Below are 18,858 nucleotides of genomic sequence, written 5' to 3'. Positions count from 1 at the left end.
GCGTGGGATGACGCCCTACAGTACCCGGCCCGGGTCGGCCTCCGGGGCGCGCGCGTCGGCCGCCGGGGCGGTCCGGGCCGCGCGGGGCGGGGCCAGCAGGACCGCGGCGGGCAGGGCCCAGGCCACCGCCTGCGCGATCAGCGTGTACCGGGGGTTCGGGACCGAGCTCGTGATCAGCCCGAAGAACGTCGCGACGACCAGGCAGGAGCCCAGCAGCACCGCCGTCACCCCGCCGATCCCGGGGTCGTCGCGGCGGCGGGCCTCGAGGACCGCGACGACCGAGGCGACCGCGAGCACCCCGGCGCCGGCGACGGACCAGGCCATCACCGCGCGGGTCAGGTCGGGACGGTGCTCGGCCATCCTGGTGAAGTCCCAGTTGGCGCTGCTGTTCGACGAGGTCGCCCAGTCGTACGCGACCTGGTAGGGCCCGCCGACGCCGTGCGCGACGTCGCGACCCGACCGGAGCACCACGGCCGTGCCGCAGCAGTCCATCGTCGTCCGCACCGCCGCGAGCAGGTAGCGGTCGCCGCCGGCCTCGGCCAGCGCGTCGGCGATCTCCCAGCGCGAGGCACCGCGCGGCGGGTACACCGCGGCGACCTCCTCGGGCACGAGGTCGCGGATCTCGTCCACGTGCGGGCCGGCGACGCGGCCGAACAGCGACGACGCGGCCGACGGCTGGGAGCGCCCCAGGTCGGCCGTCTGCGTGCTGCGGTTGAACGCCGTCGTCGCCAGCCCCGGGAGCACGACCCCGGCCAGGACGACGGCGGCGAGGACGAGCGCCCGGGACCGGGTCACGCGCGCCCGGGCCCGACGGCGGGTGCGCAGCAGGGCGACGACCGCCGACCCGAGCGCGACGGCGGCGGCCACGTACAGCCGGTCGGGACGCACGAACACCGCCGCGGCGGCGGCGAGCACGAGGACCACGACCGTGCGGGGCACCAGCTGGTCGCGCGCGACGACCCGGGCCGCGGCGCAGACCAGCACCACGAGCGTGGACAGCGCCAGCGAGTCGGTCAGGACGGTGGCCGCGTAGTGCAGCGGGAGCGGGACCGTGACCACGGCCGCCGTGACCGCCAGGACCCGCCGCCGGGGTGCGCGCGGGACGACCGTGCGGACCAGGTACCACGCGGCGACGCACCACGCGGCGAGCTGCCCCTGGTACAGCAGCACGGTCCAGGGGACGTGCAGCGCGGCGCCGAGCTCGTCCGCGGCGCGGATCGCGAGCGGGTAGGCGAGCGTGCGGTAGCCGTCGAGCGCGAACGACTGCGCCTGCGCGAGGTACTCGCCGGTGTCCCCGTAGCCCGGGACGGCGCGCTGGTTGCCGCACCACCACACGACGCCGAGGGCGACCTGGACGGCTGCGGCGACGGCCAGCGCCCAGGTGGTCGCGCGGACCAGGCGGGCCCGTCGCGGCGACGGGTCGTGCTGCTCGGTCACGCTGCTTCCCACCTCGCGTCGTCCCGCCCCCACGGGCCCGGTCCGGGACAGCCTACGGGGCCGGGGCCCGCGACCCCCGGCCCGCGCGTCCGCGTAGAGTCCGGCGGGTGGAGTCCCAGAACCACTACTACGGTCACAGCAGCGCCCTCGCCCGGTACGTCGGCCTCCCGCGCCCTCGGCACCTGCCGGGGCTGCTCCAGCACGGGTGGACCGCCGCGTCGCCGGTGGGGACGCACTTCCGCGACTTCCCCACGCTCGGCACGCCTGCCGGACCCGCGGGGCGGTCCCTGTTCGTGTGGACCCACCGGTCGCGCGCGTGGGACCCGGCGACGCAGGACCGGCGCACCGTGCCGATCGGGGCGCCGTGGCACCACCTGTGCGCGGTCGTCGGTCCGCGGCCCGCCGGCAGCGGGACCGTGATCCTGCCGGTGCACGGGATCGCCACGCAGCCCCTGCTCGGCGACCACGCGGCGGTCGCACGGGCGTGGGCCGAGACCGAGGGCCCGAGCACCGTGTGCCTGTACCACGTCGAGGCGCGCGACCCCGCTGTCGTCGCCGCCTACGCCGACGCGGGGCACACGCTGGTCACCCTCGGCAGCCGCACCGACCCGGCGTTCCTCGGCCGGCTGCACACGCTGCTGACCGGTGCCGCGCGCGTGGTCTCGAACCGGCTGTCGACGCCCGTGGTGTACGCGGCCTCGCTCGGGATCGACGCGACCGTGACCGGGGACGCGATGCGGCTCGCGGGCGAGGCGCCCGACGACGCCGGTGCGCTCGCCGCGCGCTGGCCCGAGTTCTACGACCGGGGCACGGCGCTCGCCGACCGGACCGCGCTGGCCCGGGACGAGACCGGCGCCGACGCGCTGCTGCCCCCGCAGGAGCTGCGGTCCCTGCTGGGCTGGGACCGCCCGCGCCCGGGGCCCTGGCTGGACCACTGGGTGCGGTCCCCCCTGTCCCGTGCGGTCACGCAAGCTCGGCCGGCGCGGCACCGGCCCCGCCGCGGACGCCCCGGCCGGCGACGTCCCGTCGCTCCCGTTCAGCGCGTGGTTCGCCGCGGCGACCGGCTACCTCCCCCGCCCGCTCGGGGCCGCGCCCGCCGAGCCGGGCGCGCCGCTCGCCGTGACCCGCCCCGCCTGACCCGCCGCAACCGTCAGGCGGGTGCGGCGGGCGCCGGACCCGACCCGGGGGTCCGCCAGGCGAGCCGGCGCACCCCGAGCAGGCCGACCGCGGCGAGCAGCACGGCCGCGACCGGCCGGGTCACCGACCACGGCCCGGCCGTGGGCAGCAGCGCGCCCGCGGCGCCGACGCCCAGCCAGAGCGCCGTCGTGGCGGGCAGCAGCGGCGGCCACCAGGCCGTGGTCGCCACCCGCCGCTGCACGGCCGTGGTGCCCAGCGCGAGCAGGACGTAGGCGACGAGGTACCCGAGCCCGATGCCGAGCAGGCCGGCGACCGGCGCCAGCGCGGCCGCCGCCGCGAGGCCGAGACCGACCGCGAGGGGGGTGCTGAGCGCCAGCAGCCCGGTGCGCCCGCTCGCGAACACGAGGTGCCCGCTCGCCAGGTAGACGACCGACGGCAGGGCCGCCGCGCAGGTCACCGCGACCGCGGGCACCAGGTCCTCCGGGCGGTACGCGGCGGGTGCCGCGGCGCGCACCAGCCACGGCGCCAGGAGCGCCACGCCCCCCGCGAGCACGACGGCGACCAGGGCGATCACGCGCGAGGTCTCGTCCAGCACGCGGCCGCGGTCCGTGGGGGCGGCCCGGTAGACCAGCGGCGCCCAGGCGTTGTTCAGCCCCGCGGTGACCACGGTGGCACCGGCGCCGAGCGTCAGCACGACGTTGGCCCGGCCGCCGTCACCGAGCACCCGGTCGGCCACGACGACCAGGCCCGCGAGGGCCAGGTAGAGCGACACCTGGTGCGGGACCGTCGGGGCGCCGACCCGGAGCGCGCGGACGAGACCCCGCCGGCCCGCCTGCGGCCGCCCCGCGCGCAGCACCAGCACGAGCCCGGCCGCCCCGGCCAGGAGGTAGCCGCCCGTCACGCCGGCGAGGTACACGACCGCCGACCGGTCGGTCGCCGCGACCGCGAGCAGGCCCGCGGCGGGACCCACGACGCTCGCGACCGCCGCGAGGAGCACGAACGGACCGGGTCGGTCGGCGCCGCGCAGGTACGCCTGCGCGAGCACGAGCCAGGCCCCGCCCGCGCCGGCGACCAGGGCGAGCAGCACCTCCACGGTGAAGGGGCGGCCGAGCAGCAGCGGCGCCCACACCGGACCGGCGAGCGCCAGCAGCGCGGACAGCACCGCGGCGAGGCCCGCGCCGGCGAGCACCACGCCCCGGGCGCCGGCCGCCCCGTCCTCGTCCAGGATGTACTGCCGGGTGACGGCGGCGCCGAGCCCGAGCGCGACCAGGATGAACGACACCTGGATCACCACGGTCGCGACCGCGACCAGGTCGTACTGCGCGACCGGCAGCAGCCGCGTCACGGCCGGCAGCACCGCGAGCGACGCCAGGGCCGGACCGGCCGTGGCGACCGTGTACAGCGAGCCGCGGCCGAGCACGGCACGGCTCGCCGACGGCGCGGGCGCTGCCGTCACCGCGGGCTCAGCGGCCCGCGACCGCGCGACGCACCTCGTCGACGACGCGGTCGACCTGCGCGTCGGTGAGGTCGGGGAACAGCGGCAGGGAGATCTCCTGCTCGTAGTACGCCTCGGCGTTCGGGCACATCCCGCGCCGGTACCCGAGGTCCGCGAAGACGGGGTGCCAGTACGCGGGGATGTAGTTGACCTGCACGCCGATGCCCGCGGCCCGCAGGCTCTCGAACACCGCGCGCCGCCGGCCGCCGGTCACCCGCAGCGGGTAGAGGTGCCAGGCGGGCTCGGCACCGTCGCGGTGCGCCGGGGTGAGCACGCCGTCGAGGTCGCGCAGGCCCTCGTCGTAGCGGGCGTGGATCTCCGCGCGCCGGGTCCGGAACGCCTCGAGCCGGCGCAGCTGCGACGTCCCCAGGGCGGCGAGCACGTCCGGCAGGCGGTAGTTCAGGCCGAACTCGTGCACCTCCTGGTGCCAGGGACCCTCGTCGGGGAACCGCTGCCGGTCCCGGTCGCGGACGAGGCCGTGGTTCTTGAACCCGCGAGCGCGCCGCTCGAGCTCGGCGTCCGCCGTGACGACCGCCCCGCCCTCCGCGGTCGTGAGGTTCTTGGTCGGGAAGAACGACAGCGTCGTGAGGTCGGCGAACGACCCCACCGGCCGCCCCTGCCACAGGGAGCCGATGGAGTGCGCCGCGTCCTCGAGGAACAGCGCGCCGTGCTCGTGGGCCAGCGCGGCGAACGCGTCGGGGCTCGCGGGCAGGCCCGCGTAGTCGACGGCGGCCACGACGCGGGTGCGGTCCGTCATCGCGGCGCGGGCTGCCTCGACGTCCAGGTTGCCGGTGTCGGGCTCCACGTCCGCGAACACCACGGTCGCGCCGTGCAGCGCGGCGGCCGCCGCCGTGGCGACGAACGTGAGCGGCGTCGTGACGACCTCGTCACCCGCGCCGATCCCCGCCGCCGCGTACGCGACGTGCAGCGCCGCGGTCCCCGAGGTGACGCTGACGGCGGCACCCCCGCCGACGTGCGCGGAGATCGCCTGCTCGAACGCGTCGACCGCCGGACCGGTGGTCAGCCAGTCGCTGCGCAGCGCTGCGACGACGGCCTCGACGTCGGCCTCGTCGATGGACTGGCGGCCGTAGGGCAGCACGCCGGCCCCCTCAGGCGAACCGCGCGACCATGTCGCGCAGCTCGTCCTGGCCCAGCCACAGGTCGTTGGTGTCCGACCGGTAGGTCCACCCGTCCTCGACGGGCTCGCCGTCCGCGGGCGTCTCGTAGCCCCAGCCGCCGACGTAGGGCATGACGACGTACCGGTCGCCCAGGCGCACGGTCCGGCGCGAGTCGTCGGGCGCGATCATCTCCTCGTGGAGCTTCTCCCCGGTCGGATGCCGATCTCGTGCATCGCCGAGCCGGGCGCCACGGCCTGCGCGAGGTCGGTGACCCGCATGCTCGGGATGCGCGGCACGTACAGCTCGCCGCCGGTCATCATCTCGAACGAGTCGAGCACGAACTGCACCGCCTGCGGCAGGGTGATCCAGAACCGCGTCATCCGCAGGTCCGTGATCGGCAGGGACGCGCCCTCCTCGGCCAGCTTCCGGAACACCGGGATCACCGAGCCGCGCGAGCCCATGACGTTGCCGTACCGCACGACGGAGAACCGGGTGTCGTAGGCGGCGGCGTAGTGGTTGCCGGACACGAACATCCGGTCGGCGCACAGCTTCGTGGCGCCGTACAGGTTGATCGGGCTGGACGCCTTGTCGGTCGAGAGCGCCACGACCTTCTGCACACCCGCGTCGATCGAGGCGTCGATGATGTTCTGCGACCCGTTGACGTTCGTCTGGACGTACTCGAACGGGTTGTACTCCGCGGTGTCGACCTGCTTCAGGGCGGCCGCGTGCACCACGTGGTCGACCCCGTGCATGGCACGGTCGAGCCGCTGCCGGTCGCGGATGTCGCCGATGAACCAGCGCAGGCGCGGGTCGTCGCCGAACTGGCGCCGGACCTCGTACTGCTTGAGCTCGTCGCGGCTGAACACCACGAGCCGGCGCGGGTCGTGGTGGTCGAGCACCTCCTGGATGAACGCCTTGCCGAAGGACCCCGTGCCTCCGGTGATGAGGATCGAGGACCCGGTGAGCTCAGACATACATCCCTCTCGTCCGCGCTGCCGTCAGCGCTCCGTGGCGAGCGTCCATGCTCTCACGACGCACCCGGCCGTCCCGAGCCCGACGACCACCCGCCGCGCGCGCCCTACGATGGCGAGGTGCAGCCACACGACCGCGACCGCGCCCGCACCGAGTCCCCCGAGGTCCGCCTCGGCGAGCACCTGATCGGCGAGCACCACCGCCCGTTCGTCCTCGCCGAGATGTCCGGCAACCACAACGGCGACCTCGACCGCGCGCTCGCGATCGTCGACGCCGTCGCCGACTCGGGCGCCCAGGGCCTCAAGCTCCAGACCTACCGAGCCGACACGATCACGATCGACTCGGACCGCCCCGAGTTCCGGATCGGCGCGGACCACGAGCTCTGGGGCGGGGAGAACCTGTACCGGCTCTACCAGCGTGCCCACACACCGTGGGAGTGGCACGCGGAGATCTTCGCTCGCGGCCGCGAGCGCGGTCTGACGGTGTTCTCCAGCCCGTTCGACGCCACGGCGATCGAGCTCCTCGAGGACCTGGACGCGCCGGCGTACAAGATCGCGTCCGCGGAGATCGTGGACCTGCCGCTGATCCGGCTGGCGGCGAGCACGGGCAAGCCCCTGGTGATCTCCACGGGCACGGCTCAGATCGGTGAGATCGCCGCGGCCGTGCAGGCCGCGCGGGACGGCGGCTGCGAGCAGCTCGTCGTCCTGGGGTGCACCGCTTCGTACCCGGCGTCCCCGAGCGACACCAACCTGCGCGGCCTGCCGATGATCGGCGACCTGTTCGACTGCGTGATCGGGCTGTCGGACCACACCCTCGGGATCGGCGTCGCGGTGGCATCGGTCGCGTTCGGGGCCCGCCTGATCGAGAAGCACGTGACCCTGTCGCGGGCCGACGGCGGAGTGGACTCCGCGTTCTCGCTGGAGCCCCAGGAGCTCGCCGCCCTCGCGACGGAGACCGAGCGGGCGTGGCAGGCGCTCGGGTCCCCCCGCATCGGGCCCGCGCAGTCGGAGGCCCAGATGCTGGCCCTGCGGCGGTCGCTCTACGTGGTGCAGGACGTGCGCGCGGGTGACGAGGTCACCGCGGAGAACGTCCGCTCCATCCGCCCGGCCGGCGGTCTGGCCCCGGATCTCGCGCGCGTCGTCGTCGGCCGCCGGTTCGTGCAGGACGTGGCGCGGGGGACGCCGCTGTCGTGGGACCTGGTGTGACCTCGCCCGACCGGTCGGGCGCGACGGTGCTCGCCGTCGTGCAGGCCCGGATGGGTTCGACCCGGCTCCCTGGGAAGTCGCTGCGGCCTCTTGCGGGCCGCACCACCCTCGACTGGGTGCTCCGCGCGGCCGAGCAGAGCCACGAGGTGGCCGGTGTGGTCGTCGCGACGACCACCCTCCAGGAAGACGACGCGATCGCGGAGCACGCCGAGCGGGCCGGCGCGCGCGTGGTGCGTGGCGCCCAGGACGACGTGCTCAGCCGCTACCTGCTGGCCGTGGAAGCGTACGAGCCGGACGCGGTCGTGCGGCTCACCGCCGACTGCCCGCTGCTGGACCCCGCCGTCCTCGACCTCGCCGTCGCGACGTGGCGGCACGCCCCGGACGCGGACTACGTGAGCACCATCCTGTTCCGCACGCTTCCCCGGGGCCTGGACGTCGAGGTCGTCTCAGCCGAGGCGCTCCGGCGCGCCGACCGGGTCGCCCGCGACCACCACCGCGTCCACGTCACGTCGTACGTCTACACGCACCCTGAGGAGTTCGGCCTCACCGGCCTGGTCTTCGCGCCGCGCGAGAACACCCTGCGCGCCACGCTCGACACCGACGCGGACGCACGCGTGATCGACGCGGTGGTCGCCGCCCTCGGCGACGCCCCGCCTGCGTGGCGTGACGTGGTCCGGTGGCTCGACCAGCACCCCGAGGTGGCGGCGCTCAACTCCGAGGTCCGCCAGAAGCCCCTGGAGGCCGGGTGAGGCTCGTGCTGCGGTGCGATGCGGCGCCCGCCCTGGGCGTCGGGCACCTCGGTCGCTCCCTCGCGGTGCACGCGGCAGCGCGCGACGCCGGCTGGGAGGTCGCGCTCGTCGGCAGGTTCGGCACCCCGTGGGCGCACGACCGCGTCCGCGAGGCCGGCCTGACCGTGCTGGGCCCCGGCGACACGCCCGCGGAGGTCGCTGCCCTCGCCCACGACGCCGGCGCCACGGCCGTGCACGTCGACCACTACGGCCTCCCCGGCGGTGACGAGCTGCTCCGCGCGTGCGGGGCCCGGGACATCGTGGTCAGCAACGTCGCCGACTTCGGCTTCGGTCGACGCGCCGCGGACCTCACCGTCAACCCGAACTTCGGTGCGCCCGGTCCGGGCTCCTGGCGCGAGCTCACCGGCCCGACGTACGCACTGCTGCGACCCGACGTCCTGCGCGCACGCGACACCCGGCGCGCCGTCGACACCCGCGATCCCGCCCGCGGCGTCGTGGTGATGGGAGGCACCGACCCCTTCGGCGCGACGCCGCACGTGGTGCGGGCGGTCGCAGACGTGGTTAGGTCCCCGCTCGTGCTCGAGGTGCTCAGCCCGGACGCCGCCGCGCTCGAGCGGGAGCTCGGATCCCGGCGCGGAGCAGCTAGCTGCGATTCCGGCCCCCGACGCTCGACCTCGCCGCTCTGCTCGCCACGTCCGACGTGGCCTTCACCGCCGCCGGGACCACTCTGCTCGAGGTCGCGTGCATCGGGGTGCCCACCGCGGCGCTGTGCGTCACAGACAACCAGCGCGCCGGCTACGACGCGGCGGTCGCCGCGGGGATCGTCGTCGGCCTGGGCGACCTGGACCGCCCCGCGGACTGGGCCGCGGGCGCGGAGCGACTGCTCACGGACGCCCCTGCGCGCACCGAGGCCGCGCGTCGCGGACGGTCCGCTGTCGACGGCCGGGGTGCGGCGCGCCTGGTCGAGCGCATCACCGCCGTCGTCTCGGGAGGGACATGACATGGGACACGTCATCGAGGTCATCTGCAGCGACGACCGGCACCCGGTCAACGCCTGGCTCGAGCGGTGGGCGGACCGCGCCCGCGCCGAACACGAGGTCGTGCTGCGCCGACGGGTGGCGGAGGTCGGCTCCGGCGACTTCCTCTTCCTCGTCTCGTGCACGGAGATCGTGCCGGCCGAGGTCCGTGAGCGGTTCCGGCACACGCTCGTCCTGCACGGGAGCGACCTCCCGCGAGGACGGGGCATGTCCCCGGTCGTGTGGCAGGTCCTGGAGGGCAGGACGGAGGTCACCCTGACACTGCTCCAGGCGGCCGACCCGTACGACACCGGCGACGTGTGGGCGCAGCGGACCTTCGCCGCCCCGCCGGACGCGCTCGCGGCCGAGATCGACGCGGCGCTGTTCGCCGCGGAGATCGAGCTCATGGACTGGGCCCTGGCGCACTGCGACACCGCGTCGCCGGTCCCGCAGGTGGGCGAGGCCACGTACTACCCGCGGCGCCGGCCGGCCGACTCCCGGCTGGACCCCGACCGCTCCCTGGCCGAGCAGTTCGACGTGATCCGGGTGTCCGACCCGGAGCGGTACCCGGCGTTCGTGGAGCTGCGCGGGCGACGGTTCGCGGTCGTGCTGCGACCGCTGGACGGGGACGGCACCACCGGTCGCTGACCGCGGCGCCGCCGCGACCACCCGCAGTACGCTCGCGGCCTGGTGATCGAGCACGCGATCGTGACGCCGAGCGCCGGGCGCAGGGGCCCGCACGGCCGCACCCCCACGGGGCGCCGGCCCGGTCCGGCGTGGGCGGTGTTCGCCGCGGTGCTGGGTGCCACGCTGCTCGGGGGCACCGGGGAGGCCGTCCAGGACGCGGCCCTGTACTGGAACTCGACCCTGTGGTGGGTCACCGGCGGCGGGGTGCCGCTGCTCGTGCCGGGCCAGCTCGAGGTGCGCGGGGTGCTGACGGCGGTGGTCTACGCCCCGGCGGCGCTGGTCACGGTGGTGGGCGGAGACCACCTGGCGGGCGCGGCGGTCCTCGGCCAGAACGCGCTCCTGGTCGCCGCGACCGCCGCGTTCCTCGTCCCGGCCCTGGTCAGACCGTGGCGGACGGTCTCCGTGCGCGGGCGCTGGCTCGCCGGCGGGCTCACCTGGGCGGTGCTGCACGGCTTCGCCCCGTACCCGCTGGTCGACCTCCCCGCGGCGGTGGCGGTGCTGGTCGCGGTCGTGCTCCTCGGGCGCCGCGACCCGGTCCGCCTGGGGCTCGCCGGACTCGCGCTGGGCTGCGCCGTGAACCTCCGGCCGGCGTCCGTGGTCGCCGCTGTCCTGCTCGGGGTCGTCACCGTGCCGACGCTGCGGGCCCGCTCCCTGCTCGTCCTCCCGGGGCTCGCGGCGGCGCTCGCCCCCCAGGCGGTCGTCACCGCCGCCGTCTCGGGCAGCGTCGGCCTGACGCCCCCGCTGGGCGGTGCGCTGGTCCGCCTGCAGACCGGCTACGCCGCGTACGTGGTCCGGTACGACACCTACCGGTGGCGCCCGGAGCCGCCGCAGCAGTTCTTCTGCTCGCCGGGCGCGGCCCGGGTCGCCGAACCGCTGCCGGAGTCGGCGGGCGAGCTCGCGCTCGCGATGGTGCGGCACCTGCCGGGTTCGGCCGTGCTCGCCCTCGAGAAGGTCGCGGCCGCGCTGCACTGGCCCCTGGCCACGCCGTACGCGGACAGCTCGCCCGGGCTCGACGCGCTGAACGCCGCCGGGGTCACCGCGCTCGCCGTGCTCGGGTGCGGGTACCTGCTCGTCGCACCGGTGCGCCGGCGGCCGGTGGACCCCGGGCTCGTGCGGGCCACCGCCCGCGTCCTGGCCGTCGGTGCCGGCACGGTCGTGGTCCTCGTCGGCTCCACACCCGAGACGCGGTTCGCGCTCCCCCTGGTGCTCCTGGGCGTCGTGGGCGTCGTCGCGGCGGCCGGTCACCCGCCGGCGGCGTTCCGGACGCACCCCCGCCTGCTCGTGGGGGCCCTGCTGGCGGTCGTCGGCGTGCTGGCGCTCGGGTACGCCGGGACCGCCCACCCCGCACCCCCGGGGGACGTCACCCCCGCGGTCTGCGCGAGCACGTGACCGCGGGCGCGCGCACCACCAGGGGCCCGCGCGCCCGCGGTCGTCAGCGGCCCGCGAGCACCGAGGCGCCGGCGCGCGCCCAGCGCTCCTGCCACGCACCGATCGGCTCGACCCCGACGGCCCGCAGCGCGTCGTGCCCGAGCACCGAGTACGCGGGACGCGGCGCCGGCCGCACGAACCCCTCGCTGGTCGTCGGCCGGACGATCTCGGGGTCCAGGCCGGCGGCGGCCACCACGTCGCGCGCGAACCCGAACCACGAGGTCAGTCCGGACGACGTCGCGTGGTAGGTCCCCGTCGGGGCCGCCGCGTCGACCAGCCGCACCGCGAGGTCGGCCACGTCGACGGTCCAGGTGGGCTGCCCGACCTGGTCGTCGACGACGTCCAGGCCGCCCTTCTCGGCCGCGACCCGCGCGATGGTCTTCGGGAAGCAGCCCCCGCCCGCGCCGTACAGCCACGCGGTCCGCAGGATCAGGTGGTCGGCCGCCTCCGCCCGGACCGCCCACTCCCCGGCGAGCTTGGTGCGCCCGTAGGCCGACCGCGGCGCGGCGAACCCGTCCTCCGCGTAGGGCTCGGTGGCGTGGCCGTCGAAGACGTAGTCGGTCGAGACCTGCACGAGACGCGCGCCGTGCCGGTGCGCCGCCCGCGCGAGCGACTGCGGCCCGACCGCGTTCACGACGAACGCGTCGCCCTCGCGCGCCTCCGCGTCGTCGACGGCCGTCCACGCGGCGCAGTTCGCCACCACGTCGTACCCGGCGACGGCGTCCAGGACGGCGGCACCGTCCGTGATGTCGAGCTCGTCGCGGTCGAGGGCGACGACGTCGTGCCCACCCTCCCGCACCCGCGCGACCAGGTCCTGGCCCAGCATCCCGCGGGCCCCCGTCACCAACCAGCGCACAACATCCCCATCTCGTCTCGACAGCGGTCCGGCCGCCAGCCTAGTCGGCCCCGGTAGGCTGGTCGCCGCTGCGCGAGCCGCGCGCACCGACCGAAGGAGAACCACCGTGGAGTACCGCGAGCTCGCCGTCCCCGGGGCGTGGGAGATCACCCCGAAGCAGTTCGGCGACCCGCGCGGGGTGTTCCTCGAGTGGTTCAAGTCCGCGCCGTTCGCGGACGCGGCCGGGCACGCGCTCGACCTGCAGCAGGCGAACCTGTCGGTGTCGGCCGCCGGCGTGCTGCGCGGCATCCACTTCGCCGACGTGCCCCCCGGCCAGGCGAAGTACGTGACCTGCGCCAAGGGCGCGGTGCTCGACGTCGTCGTGGACATCCGCGTCGGCTCGCCCACCTTCGGCCGGTGGGACTCGGTGCTGCTGGACGACGTCGACCGCCGGGCGATCTACCTGGGCGAGGGGCTCGGCCACGCGTTCATGTCGCTCGAGGACGACTCGACCGTGCTGTACCTGTGCTCCACCGGGTACTCCCCGGGACGCGAGCACGGCATCCACCCGCTCGACCCCGCGATCGGCATCGACTGGCCCACCACCGGCCGCGACGGCAGCCCGATCACGCCGCAGCTGTCCGAGAAGGACACCGTCGCGCCGACGCTCGACCAGGCCCGCGCCGACGGCCTCCTGCCGCAGCTGGCCGACGTCGAGGCGTACCTGGCGAGCCTGCGTGCCTGAACCGACCGGCGTCGTCGCCGTCGTCGTCACCTTCCGGCCCGACGTCGCCGCGACGACCGTCCTGCTGCGCGCGCTCGCCCCCCAGGTGGACCGGGTGGTGCTGGTGGACAACGGCAGCCCGGCGGGCACCGTCGAGGCCCTGCGCGCCGAGCTCGAGCCGGCCGGCGGCGAGCTGGTGCCGCTCGGCGCGAACCGCGGCATCGCCGCGGCGCAGAACCTCGGCCTGGACCGCGCGCGGGCGCTCGGCGCCCAGGCCGTGCTGCTCTCCGACCAGGACTCGGTGCCCGCCCCGGACATGGTCCGGCGGCTGCTCGACGGCCTCGACCGGGCGCGCGCCGAGCACGGCCGGGTCGCGGCGGTCGGTCCCGTCACCGTCGACGAGCGCAACGCCGGGGCCGCGCTGCTGTTCTCCGACCACCGCTGGGGCCCGCGCCGCGCCGACGTCCCGGCGCAGGACGGCGCGCTCGTGCCCGCGACGTTCCTCATCGCGTCGGGCTGCCTGGTCGACGTCGCCGCGCTCGCGGAGGTCGGCGACATGAACGCCGACTGGTTCATCGACCACATCGACCTGGAGTGGGGGCTGCGCGCCCGGCAGGCGGGCTGGGCGGTGTTCGGCGTGGTCGGCGCCCGGCTGGCCCACGCGCTGGGCGACCGGGTGCAGCGCATCCCCGGCCGGGAGCGCGACGTGCACATCCACTCGCCCGTCCGGAACTACTACATGGCCCGCAACACCGTGCTGCTGGTCCGCTCCGGGCTGCTCCCGCGCGCGTGGCAGCTGGGCTACCTCGCCTGGATCACCAAGTACGCCGTGTTCTACGTGCTGGCCGTGACACCCCGCCTCGGACGCGCCCGGCTGCTGCTGCGCGGGTTCGCCGACGGCGTCCGCGGGCGGACAGGTGCGCTGGCAGGGACGCCCTCGGGACCCGGCGAGGTGGGCTAGAGTGCCGCAGGTGTCGACCGGAAGCGCGCGCCGGACACTCATCGTGATCCCCGCGTGGAACGAGCAGGTGGCCCTCCCCGGCGTCCTCGCCGAGGTGCAGGAGATCCGACCGGGGACGGACGTCCTCGTCGTCAACGACGGCTCGACCGACGGGACCTCCCGCGTCGCCCGCTCGTGCGGGGTCGCCGTCCTCGACCTGCCGGTGAACCTCGGCGTCGGCGGCGCGATGCGCGCCGGGTACAAGTACGCGCTGCGCACCGGCTACGACGTGGTGGTCCAGCTCGACGCCGACGGCCAGCACGACCCGCGCGACGTCCAGGAGCTGCTGGACCTGCTCGAGTCGGAGCAGGCGGACATCGCCATCGGCGCGCGCTTCGCGGGCACGGGCACCTACCGGTCCCGGGGACCGCGGCGGTGGGCGATGCGTGGGCTCTCGACCGTGCTGTCGCGCCTGCTCGGGACGCGCCTGACCGACACCACCTCCGGGTTCAAGGCGGCGGGACCGCGCGCCGTGGCCGTCTTCGCCCGCGACTACCCCGCGGAGTACCTGGGCGACACCGTCGAGTCGCTCGTCATCGCGCACCGCGCCGGTCTCCGGGTGCGCCAGGCGGGCGTGTCCATGCGCCCGCGCGCCGGCGGCGAGCCGTCGCACAGCCCCGTCAAGGCCGGGATCTTCCTGATGCGCGCGTTCCTCGCGCTCGTCGTCGCCCTGAGCCGACCCGCCAGCCCCGCATCGAGGACCCCGTCGTGACCGGCTACCCGTACGCCCTCGTCCTGTGCGCCATCGCGCTCGTCGTCATCGTGCACCTCCTGCGCACCCGGCGGCTGCGCGAGAAGTACGCCGCGATCTGGCTGATCGTGCTGGTCGCGGTCCTCGTGCTCGGCGGGTTCCCGGCCGTGCTGACCCGGCTCGCGGAGCTGGTGGGCGTGCAGACGCCGTCCAACCTGCTGTTCGCGACGAGCATCGTCGTGCTCCTGCTCGTGTGCATCCAGCTGAGCACCGAGGTGTCCCAGCTCGAGGAGGAGACCCGGACGCTCGCGGAGGAGGTCGCCCTGCTCGGGCGCAGGCTGGACGTGGTCGAGGGCCACCAGCGACCTGCCGACGTCGCCGGGGACGAACGGGCGTGACCGCGGCGCCGGACGGCACCGGCACCCGCAGGTTCGGCACGGACGTGCTCTGGGTCGGCGGCGGGATCGGGGTCTACGGGCTCGCGTCCTTCGCGTTCCTCGCGCTGTGCGCCCAGGCGCTCGGCGACAGCCCCGGGTACACGGCGCTCGCCCTGCTGTGGACGCTGCTGAACGCGCTCGGCATCGGGCTCTACCTGCCCGTCGAGCAGGAGACGTCGCGTCGCGTGTCGGCCCTGCGCTCGCACGGCCGCGGCACGGCCGGCGCGGTGCGTGGGCCCGTGGTCTACGCCGGCGGGTCGCTGGTGCTTGTCGCGCTGGTGCTGCTGGTCGGCGACCGCTGGCTCCGGGACGTCCTGTTCGAGGGCGTGCGCGGGATGACGACGGTCTTCGGCCTGGCGCTGCTGGGCATGGCCGTCGCGTACCTGGCCCGCGGGATCCTGGGCGGGACCGGCCGGTTCCCCCGGTACGGCGTCCAGCTGGCCCTCGACGGGGGTCTGCGCATCGCGGGCGTCGTGCTGCTCGCGGCGCTCGACGTGCGCTCGGCCCTGGCCTACGGCGCGGTGCTCGCCGCGGCCCCGCTGGTCTCGACGGCGCTCGCGCTGCTCGGCGCGGGGCGGCTGCTCGACCGGTCCCCCGCCGACGGGAGCACCGCGGTCGGGATGCGGGCGCTGGTCGCGGCGTCGGTCGCCTCCCAGCTGCTCGCGAACGCCGGCCCGGTGGCCGCCCAGCTGCTCGAGCGGCCCGACGAGGCCGCCGCGACCGCCCAGCTCGTCAACGCCCTGACGGTCGCGCGGATCCCCCTGTTCCTGTTCGCCGCCGTCCAGGCGGTGTTCCTGCCGCGGCTGGCGGCGTACGTCGCGCGCGACGAGCGGGCCCCGTTCGCGGGCGCCCTGCGCACGGCGCTGCTGGCCACGGGGGCGATCGGGGCGCTCGGCGTCGCGGCCACCGCCGTGCTCGGACCCGAGGCGGTGCGGCTGCTGTTCGGACCCGGCTTCGCGATCGGCCGGCTCGTCATCGTCGTGCTCGCCGTCTCGGCCGTGCTGTTCATGCTCGTCCAGGTCCTCGTGCAGGCGCTGCTCGCCCACGGCCGCGACAGCGCGGCGATCGTCGTGTGGACCGCGGGCCTCGTGGGGCTCCTGGTCGCGCTGCTGCTGCCCCTCGACCTCCAGATGCGGGTGTCGGTGGCGCTCACGCTCGGCTCGGCCGCCGCGCTCGTCGTCGCCGCCGTCCGCCTCCGCGGCGTCCTGCGCGCCTGGCCGCACGCGGCCCCCGTCGCGTCCCCGACCTCCCCCGAGGAGCACACCCGATGACCGACCGGCGGCACGTCTCCGCGATCATGCTCGCGTTCGGCGCCGAGCCCTACCTGCACGAGGCCGTCGCCGCCGTGCTCGCCTCCCGGGACGTGGACGTCGAGGTGCTGCTGGTGGACAACGGCTGCACCACCGACGCCGTCGCGACCCTGCCCGCCGACCCCCGGGTGCGCCTGCTCACCCCGGAGCGGAACCTCGGGTTCACCGGCGGCGTCGACCTCGGGGCCGCGCAGGCCACCGCGCCGGTCCTGGTGCTGGTCAACTCCGACGCCGTGGTCGACCCGGGCGCGCTGCTGGCTTTGGCCGAGGCGCTCGACGACCCGGGCACCGGGCTGGTCAGCGGCCTGGTCACGCTCGGCGAGGACACCGCGACGGTCAACTCCGTGGGCAACCCCGTGCACGTGCTCGGCCTGTCGTGGGCCGGCCACATGGGCGAGCCCGCGGCGGACCACGCGGCCCCGACGACCATCCCGTCCACCACGGGCGCCCTCATGGGGGTGCGCGCGAGCACCTGGGCCGGGCTCGGCGGGTTCCCCGAGGAGTACTTCGCGTACCTCGAGGACCTGGAGATCAGCTGGCGCACCTGGCAGCGGGGCCTGGCGGTGCGCTACGTGCCCACCGCCCGCGCGGTGCACCACTACGAGTTCAGCCGCACGCCGCTCAAGATGTACCTGGTCGAGCGCAACCGCCTGCTGTTCCTCGCGACGTGCCACTCGGCCCGGACCCTCGCGCTGCTCGCGGTGCCGCTCGTCGCCTTCGAGCTCGCGATCACGGCCGTCGCCCTCACCCAGGGCTGGGGCCGGCAGAAGCTGGCGGGCTGGCGCTGGTTCCTGTCCCACCAGGGGTGGGTGCGGGAGCGCCGTCGCGCCGTCCAGGCCGCGCGCGTGGTGCCGGACCGCGAGCTCGCGCACCTGCTCAGCACGCGGTTCGACCCCGCGCAGTTCCCGCTGCCCCCGGGTGGCGGGCTGCTGCAGGCCGCACTGGCCGCCTACTGGGGCGTCGCCCGCCGCCTGCTGTGACCACCGGAGCCCGCCCGGCCGGCTCACCGGCCCCGACCCGACCGCCACGACCGAAGGACACCATGGACCTGCCCCGCGCCCGGGCGCCCCGTTCCCTGCGGACCTGGGGGCCGGTCGGTCTCCTGCTCTTCGCGCTGACCGCGATGTGGTCGCTCACCATGCCGCTGATGGCGGCGCCCGACGAGCCCAGCCACGTGATCAAGGCGGCCGCGGTCGTCCGCGGCCAGCTGGGCGGGGAGCTCGGGGAGGCGCCGAAGGACACGTCGGAGCCGGGCGCGCCGACCTGGGTGCAGGTCCCGTCGGACGTGGCCGACCTCGAGGACTACCCGGACTGCTTCCGGTTCCAGAAGAAGGGCTCCGCGGACTGCGTCGACCCGCTCGAGCAGCGCGAGCCGGGGCTCACCGAGGCCGGCACGTACGCGGGCCAGTACCCGCCGCTCTACTACGTGCTCGTGGGCTGGACCACGATCCCGCTGTCCGGCGAGGTCGCGGTGTACGCCATGCGCCTCGTCAGCGCGGCGCTGTGCGCGTTCTTCCTCACCTGGGGCATCCGGCGCGTCGTCGAGCTCGAGCCCCGCCGCGCGATCTGGGGCGTCGCCGTCGCGCTGACGCCGATGGCGATGTTCATCAGCGGCTCGGTGAACCCGAACGCGCTCGAGATCGCGACCGCGTTCAGCTTCTGGGCCGCCTGCCTCGCGCTCGCGCGGCGCCGTTCGGACGCCGACGTGTCGGTCCCGCCGCCCACCGCGTGGTTCGTGCAGGCCGTGGTCTCGGGCGCCGTCCTGATCAACCTGCGCACCTCCGGGCCGCTCTGGGCGCTGATCGCCCTCACGGTCGCCGTGGTCGCCGCGCGGCCGGGTGCGGTGGCCGCCCTGGCGCGGCTCCGCACCGCCCGCTGGTCGGCCGTCGCCGCGCTGCTGGCCGGCGGCGCCGCCGTCGGGTGGATCCTCACGCACAACGAGATCGTCACGACCTCGGGCCTGTTCCCGGAGTACGCCGACCCGAAGCTGGTGGTCGCCGTCGTCCTGCTGTCCACCCCGTCGTTCGTGGCGCAGATGATCGGCAACTTCGGCTGGCTGGACACGGGCTCCCCGTACCCCACGGAGCTCGCGTGGTACGCCGCGGCGAGCGCCCTGGTGCTGCTCGCCTTCGCCGAGCGCGGCGCCCGCCGACCCCGCGCGGCGATGGCGCTGCTGCTGGCGGCGGTGGCCCTGGTCCCGGTCGCGCTGTCGATCCCCACGGCAGAGGCCGCCGGCATCATCTGGCAGGGCCGGTACACGCTGCCGATCGCCGTCGGGCTGCCCCTGCTCGCCAGCCTGCTGATGACCTCCCTGCGCGCCGAGGCCGCCCGTCTGGTGGACCGGCTCGTGGTGGTCACGCTCGTGCTGGTCGCGGTCGGCCACGTGGCGGCGTTCTACTGGGCCGCCCGCCGGTACGCCGACGGGATGGACGGCACGTGGGCGACGCTGACCCCCGAGTGGGCGCCGCCGCTCGGGTTCCTGCCCGCGGTGGCGCTCTACGCCGTCCTGATCGCCCTGGCGGCCTGGCTGGCCGTGCGGCACGTGCGCGCCGCGTCCCTCGCGGGGGACGCGGCCGAGCGGCTCGAGGCGCCGCGGGGCGCCTGAGCCGCACGGCGC

General features: G+C 76.0%; 18 protein-coding genes. 12 read left to right on the top strand and 6 right to left on the bottom strand.

Going from position 1 to position 18,858, the window contains the following annotated elements; translation table 11 throughout:
* Positions 1-15: 15 nt before the first annotated feature.
* The 5 genes from AC1VL8_RS10305 to pseB all read right to left on the bottom strand — a co-directional run bounded on the left by AC1VL8_RS10305 (position 16) and on the right by pseB (position 6,161).
* On the bottom strand, positions 16-1,437 hold the full coding sequence (locus tag AC1VL8_RS10305; protein ID WP_483075108.1) for a hypothetical protein: 1,422 nt from the start codon (positions 1,435-1,437) through the stop codon (positions 16-18).
* A 1,150-nt stretch (positions 1,438-2,587) separates the two neighbouring features.
* Positions 2,588-4,030 (bottom strand): lipopolysaccharide biosynthesis protein, encoded by a 1,443-nt coding sequence (locus AC1VL8_RS10300; RefSeq protein WP_483075107.1) that lies wholly within the window; start codon positions 4,028-4,030, stop codon positions 2,588-2,590.
* A gap of 7 nt (positions 4,031-4,037) precedes the next feature.
* Entirely contained in the window at positions 4,038-5,168 is a 1,131-nt protein-coding gene (gene pseC / locus AC1VL8_RS10295) for a UDP-4-amino-4,6-dideoxy-N-acetyl-beta-L-altrosamine transaminase (protein ID WP_483075106.1), read from the bottom strand.
* A gap of 10 nt (positions 5,169-5,178) precedes the next feature.
* Entirely contained in the window at positions 5,179-5,376 is a 198-nt protein-coding gene (locus tag AC1VL8_RS10290; protein ID WP_483075105.1) for a hypothetical protein, read from the bottom strand.
* Positions 5,373-6,161 carry a UDP-N-acetylglucosamine 4,6-dehydratase (inverting) gene (gene pseB / locus AC1VL8_RS10285; protein ID WP_483075104.1) on the bottom strand — a complete coding sequence of 263 codons (789 nt, stop codon included), beginning with the start codon at positions 6,159-6,161 and terminating at the stop codon, positions 5,373-5,375. The genes AC1VL8_RS10290 and pseB overlap by 4 nt, the downstream gene beginning before the upstream one ends.
* Before the next feature lie 117 nt (positions 6,162-6,278).
* Between pseB and pseI the strand changes: the two genes are divergently transcribed.
* From pseI to AC1VL8_RS10260, 5 genes are all read left to right on the top strand, one after another.
* On the top strand, positions 6,279-7,364 hold the full coding sequence (gene pseI / locus AC1VL8_RS10280; RefSeq protein ID WP_483075103.1) for a pseudaminic acid synthase: 1,086 nt from the start codon (positions 6,279-6,281) through the stop codon (positions 7,362-7,364).
* Positions 7,361-8,113: a cytidylyltransferase domain-containing protein gene (locus AC1VL8_RS10275; RefSeq protein WP_483075102.1), complete on the top strand. Its 753-nt coding sequence runs from the start codon at positions 7,361-7,363 to the stop codon at positions 8,111-8,113. The genes pseI and AC1VL8_RS10275 overlap by 4 nt, the downstream gene beginning before the upstream one ends.
* Positions 8,114-8,813: 700 nt before the next feature.
* The gene (locus AC1VL8_RS10270) at positions 8,814-9,113 is read left to right on the top strand and encodes a hypothetical protein (protein ID WP_483075101.1); all 300 of its coding nucleotides are present in this window, start codon (positions 8,814-8,816) and stop codon (positions 9,111-9,113) included.
* A 1-nt stretch (position 9,114) separates the two neighbouring features.
* On the top strand, positions 9,115-9,777 hold the full coding sequence (locus AC1VL8_RS10265; protein ID WP_483075100.1) for a formyltransferase family protein: 663 nt from the start codon (positions 9,115-9,117) through the stop codon (positions 9,775-9,777).
* A gap of 42 nt (positions 9,778-9,819) precedes the next feature.
* Positions 9,820-11,205 carry a hypothetical protein gene (locus tag AC1VL8_RS10260; protein WP_483075099.1) on the top strand — a complete coding sequence of 462 codons (1,386 nt, stop codon included), beginning with the start codon at positions 9,820-9,822 and terminating at the stop codon, positions 11,203-11,205.
* A gap of 43 nt (positions 11,206-11,248) precedes the next feature.
* Here the strand turns inward: AC1VL8_RS10260 and rfbD are convergent, their stop codons facing one another.
* Positions 11,249-12,100 (bottom strand): dTDP-4-dehydrorhamnose reductase, encoded by an 852-nt coding sequence (gene rfbD / locus AC1VL8_RS10255; RefSeq protein WP_483075098.1) that lies wholly within the window; start codon positions 12,098-12,100, stop codon positions 11,249-11,251.
* A 106-nt stretch (positions 12,101-12,206) separates the two neighbouring features.
* On the opposite strand from rfbD, the gene AC1VL8_RS10250 reads away from it, so the two are divergent.
* From AC1VL8_RS10250 to AC1VL8_RS10220, 7 genes are all read left to right on the top strand, one after another.
* The gene (locus tag AC1VL8_RS10250; protein ID WP_483075097.1) at positions 12,207-12,824 is read left to right on the top strand and encodes a dTDP-4-dehydrorhamnose 3,5-epimerase family protein; all 618 of its coding nucleotides are present in this window, start codon (positions 12,207-12,209) and stop codon (positions 12,822-12,824) included.
* Positions 12,817-13,764: a glycosyltransferase family 2 protein gene (locus AC1VL8_RS10245; RefSeq protein ID WP_483075096.1), complete on the top strand. Its 948-nt coding sequence runs from the start codon at positions 12,817-12,819 to the stop codon at positions 13,762-13,764. The genes AC1VL8_RS10250 and AC1VL8_RS10245 overlap by 8 nt, the downstream gene beginning before the upstream one ends.
* 10 nt (positions 13,765-13,774) lie before the next feature.
* Positions 13,775-14,515, top strand: a complete 741-nt coding sequence (locus tag AC1VL8_RS10240) for a glycosyltransferase family 2 protein (RefSeq protein WP_483075095.1) — start codon at positions 13,775-13,777, stop codon at positions 14,513-14,515.
* Positions 14,512-14,892, top strand: a complete 381-nt coding sequence (locus tag AC1VL8_RS10235) for a DUF2304 domain-containing protein (RefSeq protein ID WP_483075094.1) — start codon at positions 14,512-14,514, stop codon at positions 14,890-14,892. The genes AC1VL8_RS10240 and AC1VL8_RS10235 overlap by 4 nt, the downstream gene beginning before the upstream one ends.
* The gene (locus tag AC1VL8_RS10230) at positions 14,889-16,202 is read left to right on the top strand and encodes a lipopolysaccharide biosynthesis protein (RefSeq protein WP_483075093.1); all 1,314 of its coding nucleotides are present in this window, start codon (positions 14,889-14,891) and stop codon (positions 16,200-16,202) included. Before AC1VL8_RS10235 ends, AC1VL8_RS10230 begins: the two co-directional genes overlap by 4 nt.
* A complete protein-coding gene (locus AC1VL8_RS10225) occupies positions 16,199-17,221 on the top strand; it encodes a glycosyltransferase family 2 protein (RefSeq protein WP_483075092.1) in 1,023 nt (340 codons plus the stop codon). The genes AC1VL8_RS10230 and AC1VL8_RS10225 overlap by 4 nt, the downstream gene beginning before the upstream one ends.
* 62 nt (positions 17,222-17,283) lie before the next feature.
* The gene (locus AC1VL8_RS10220; protein WP_483075091.1) at positions 17,284-18,846 is read left to right on the top strand and encodes a DUF2142 domain-containing protein; all 1,563 of its coding nucleotides are present in this window, start codon (positions 17,284-17,286) and stop codon (positions 18,844-18,846) included.
* Positions 18,847-18,858: the final 12 nt, after the last annotated feature.

Source organism: Cellulomonas sp. KU4C (genome assembly GCF_056868065.1).
This window is presented reverse-complemented; position numbering and strand designations above follow the sequence as displayed.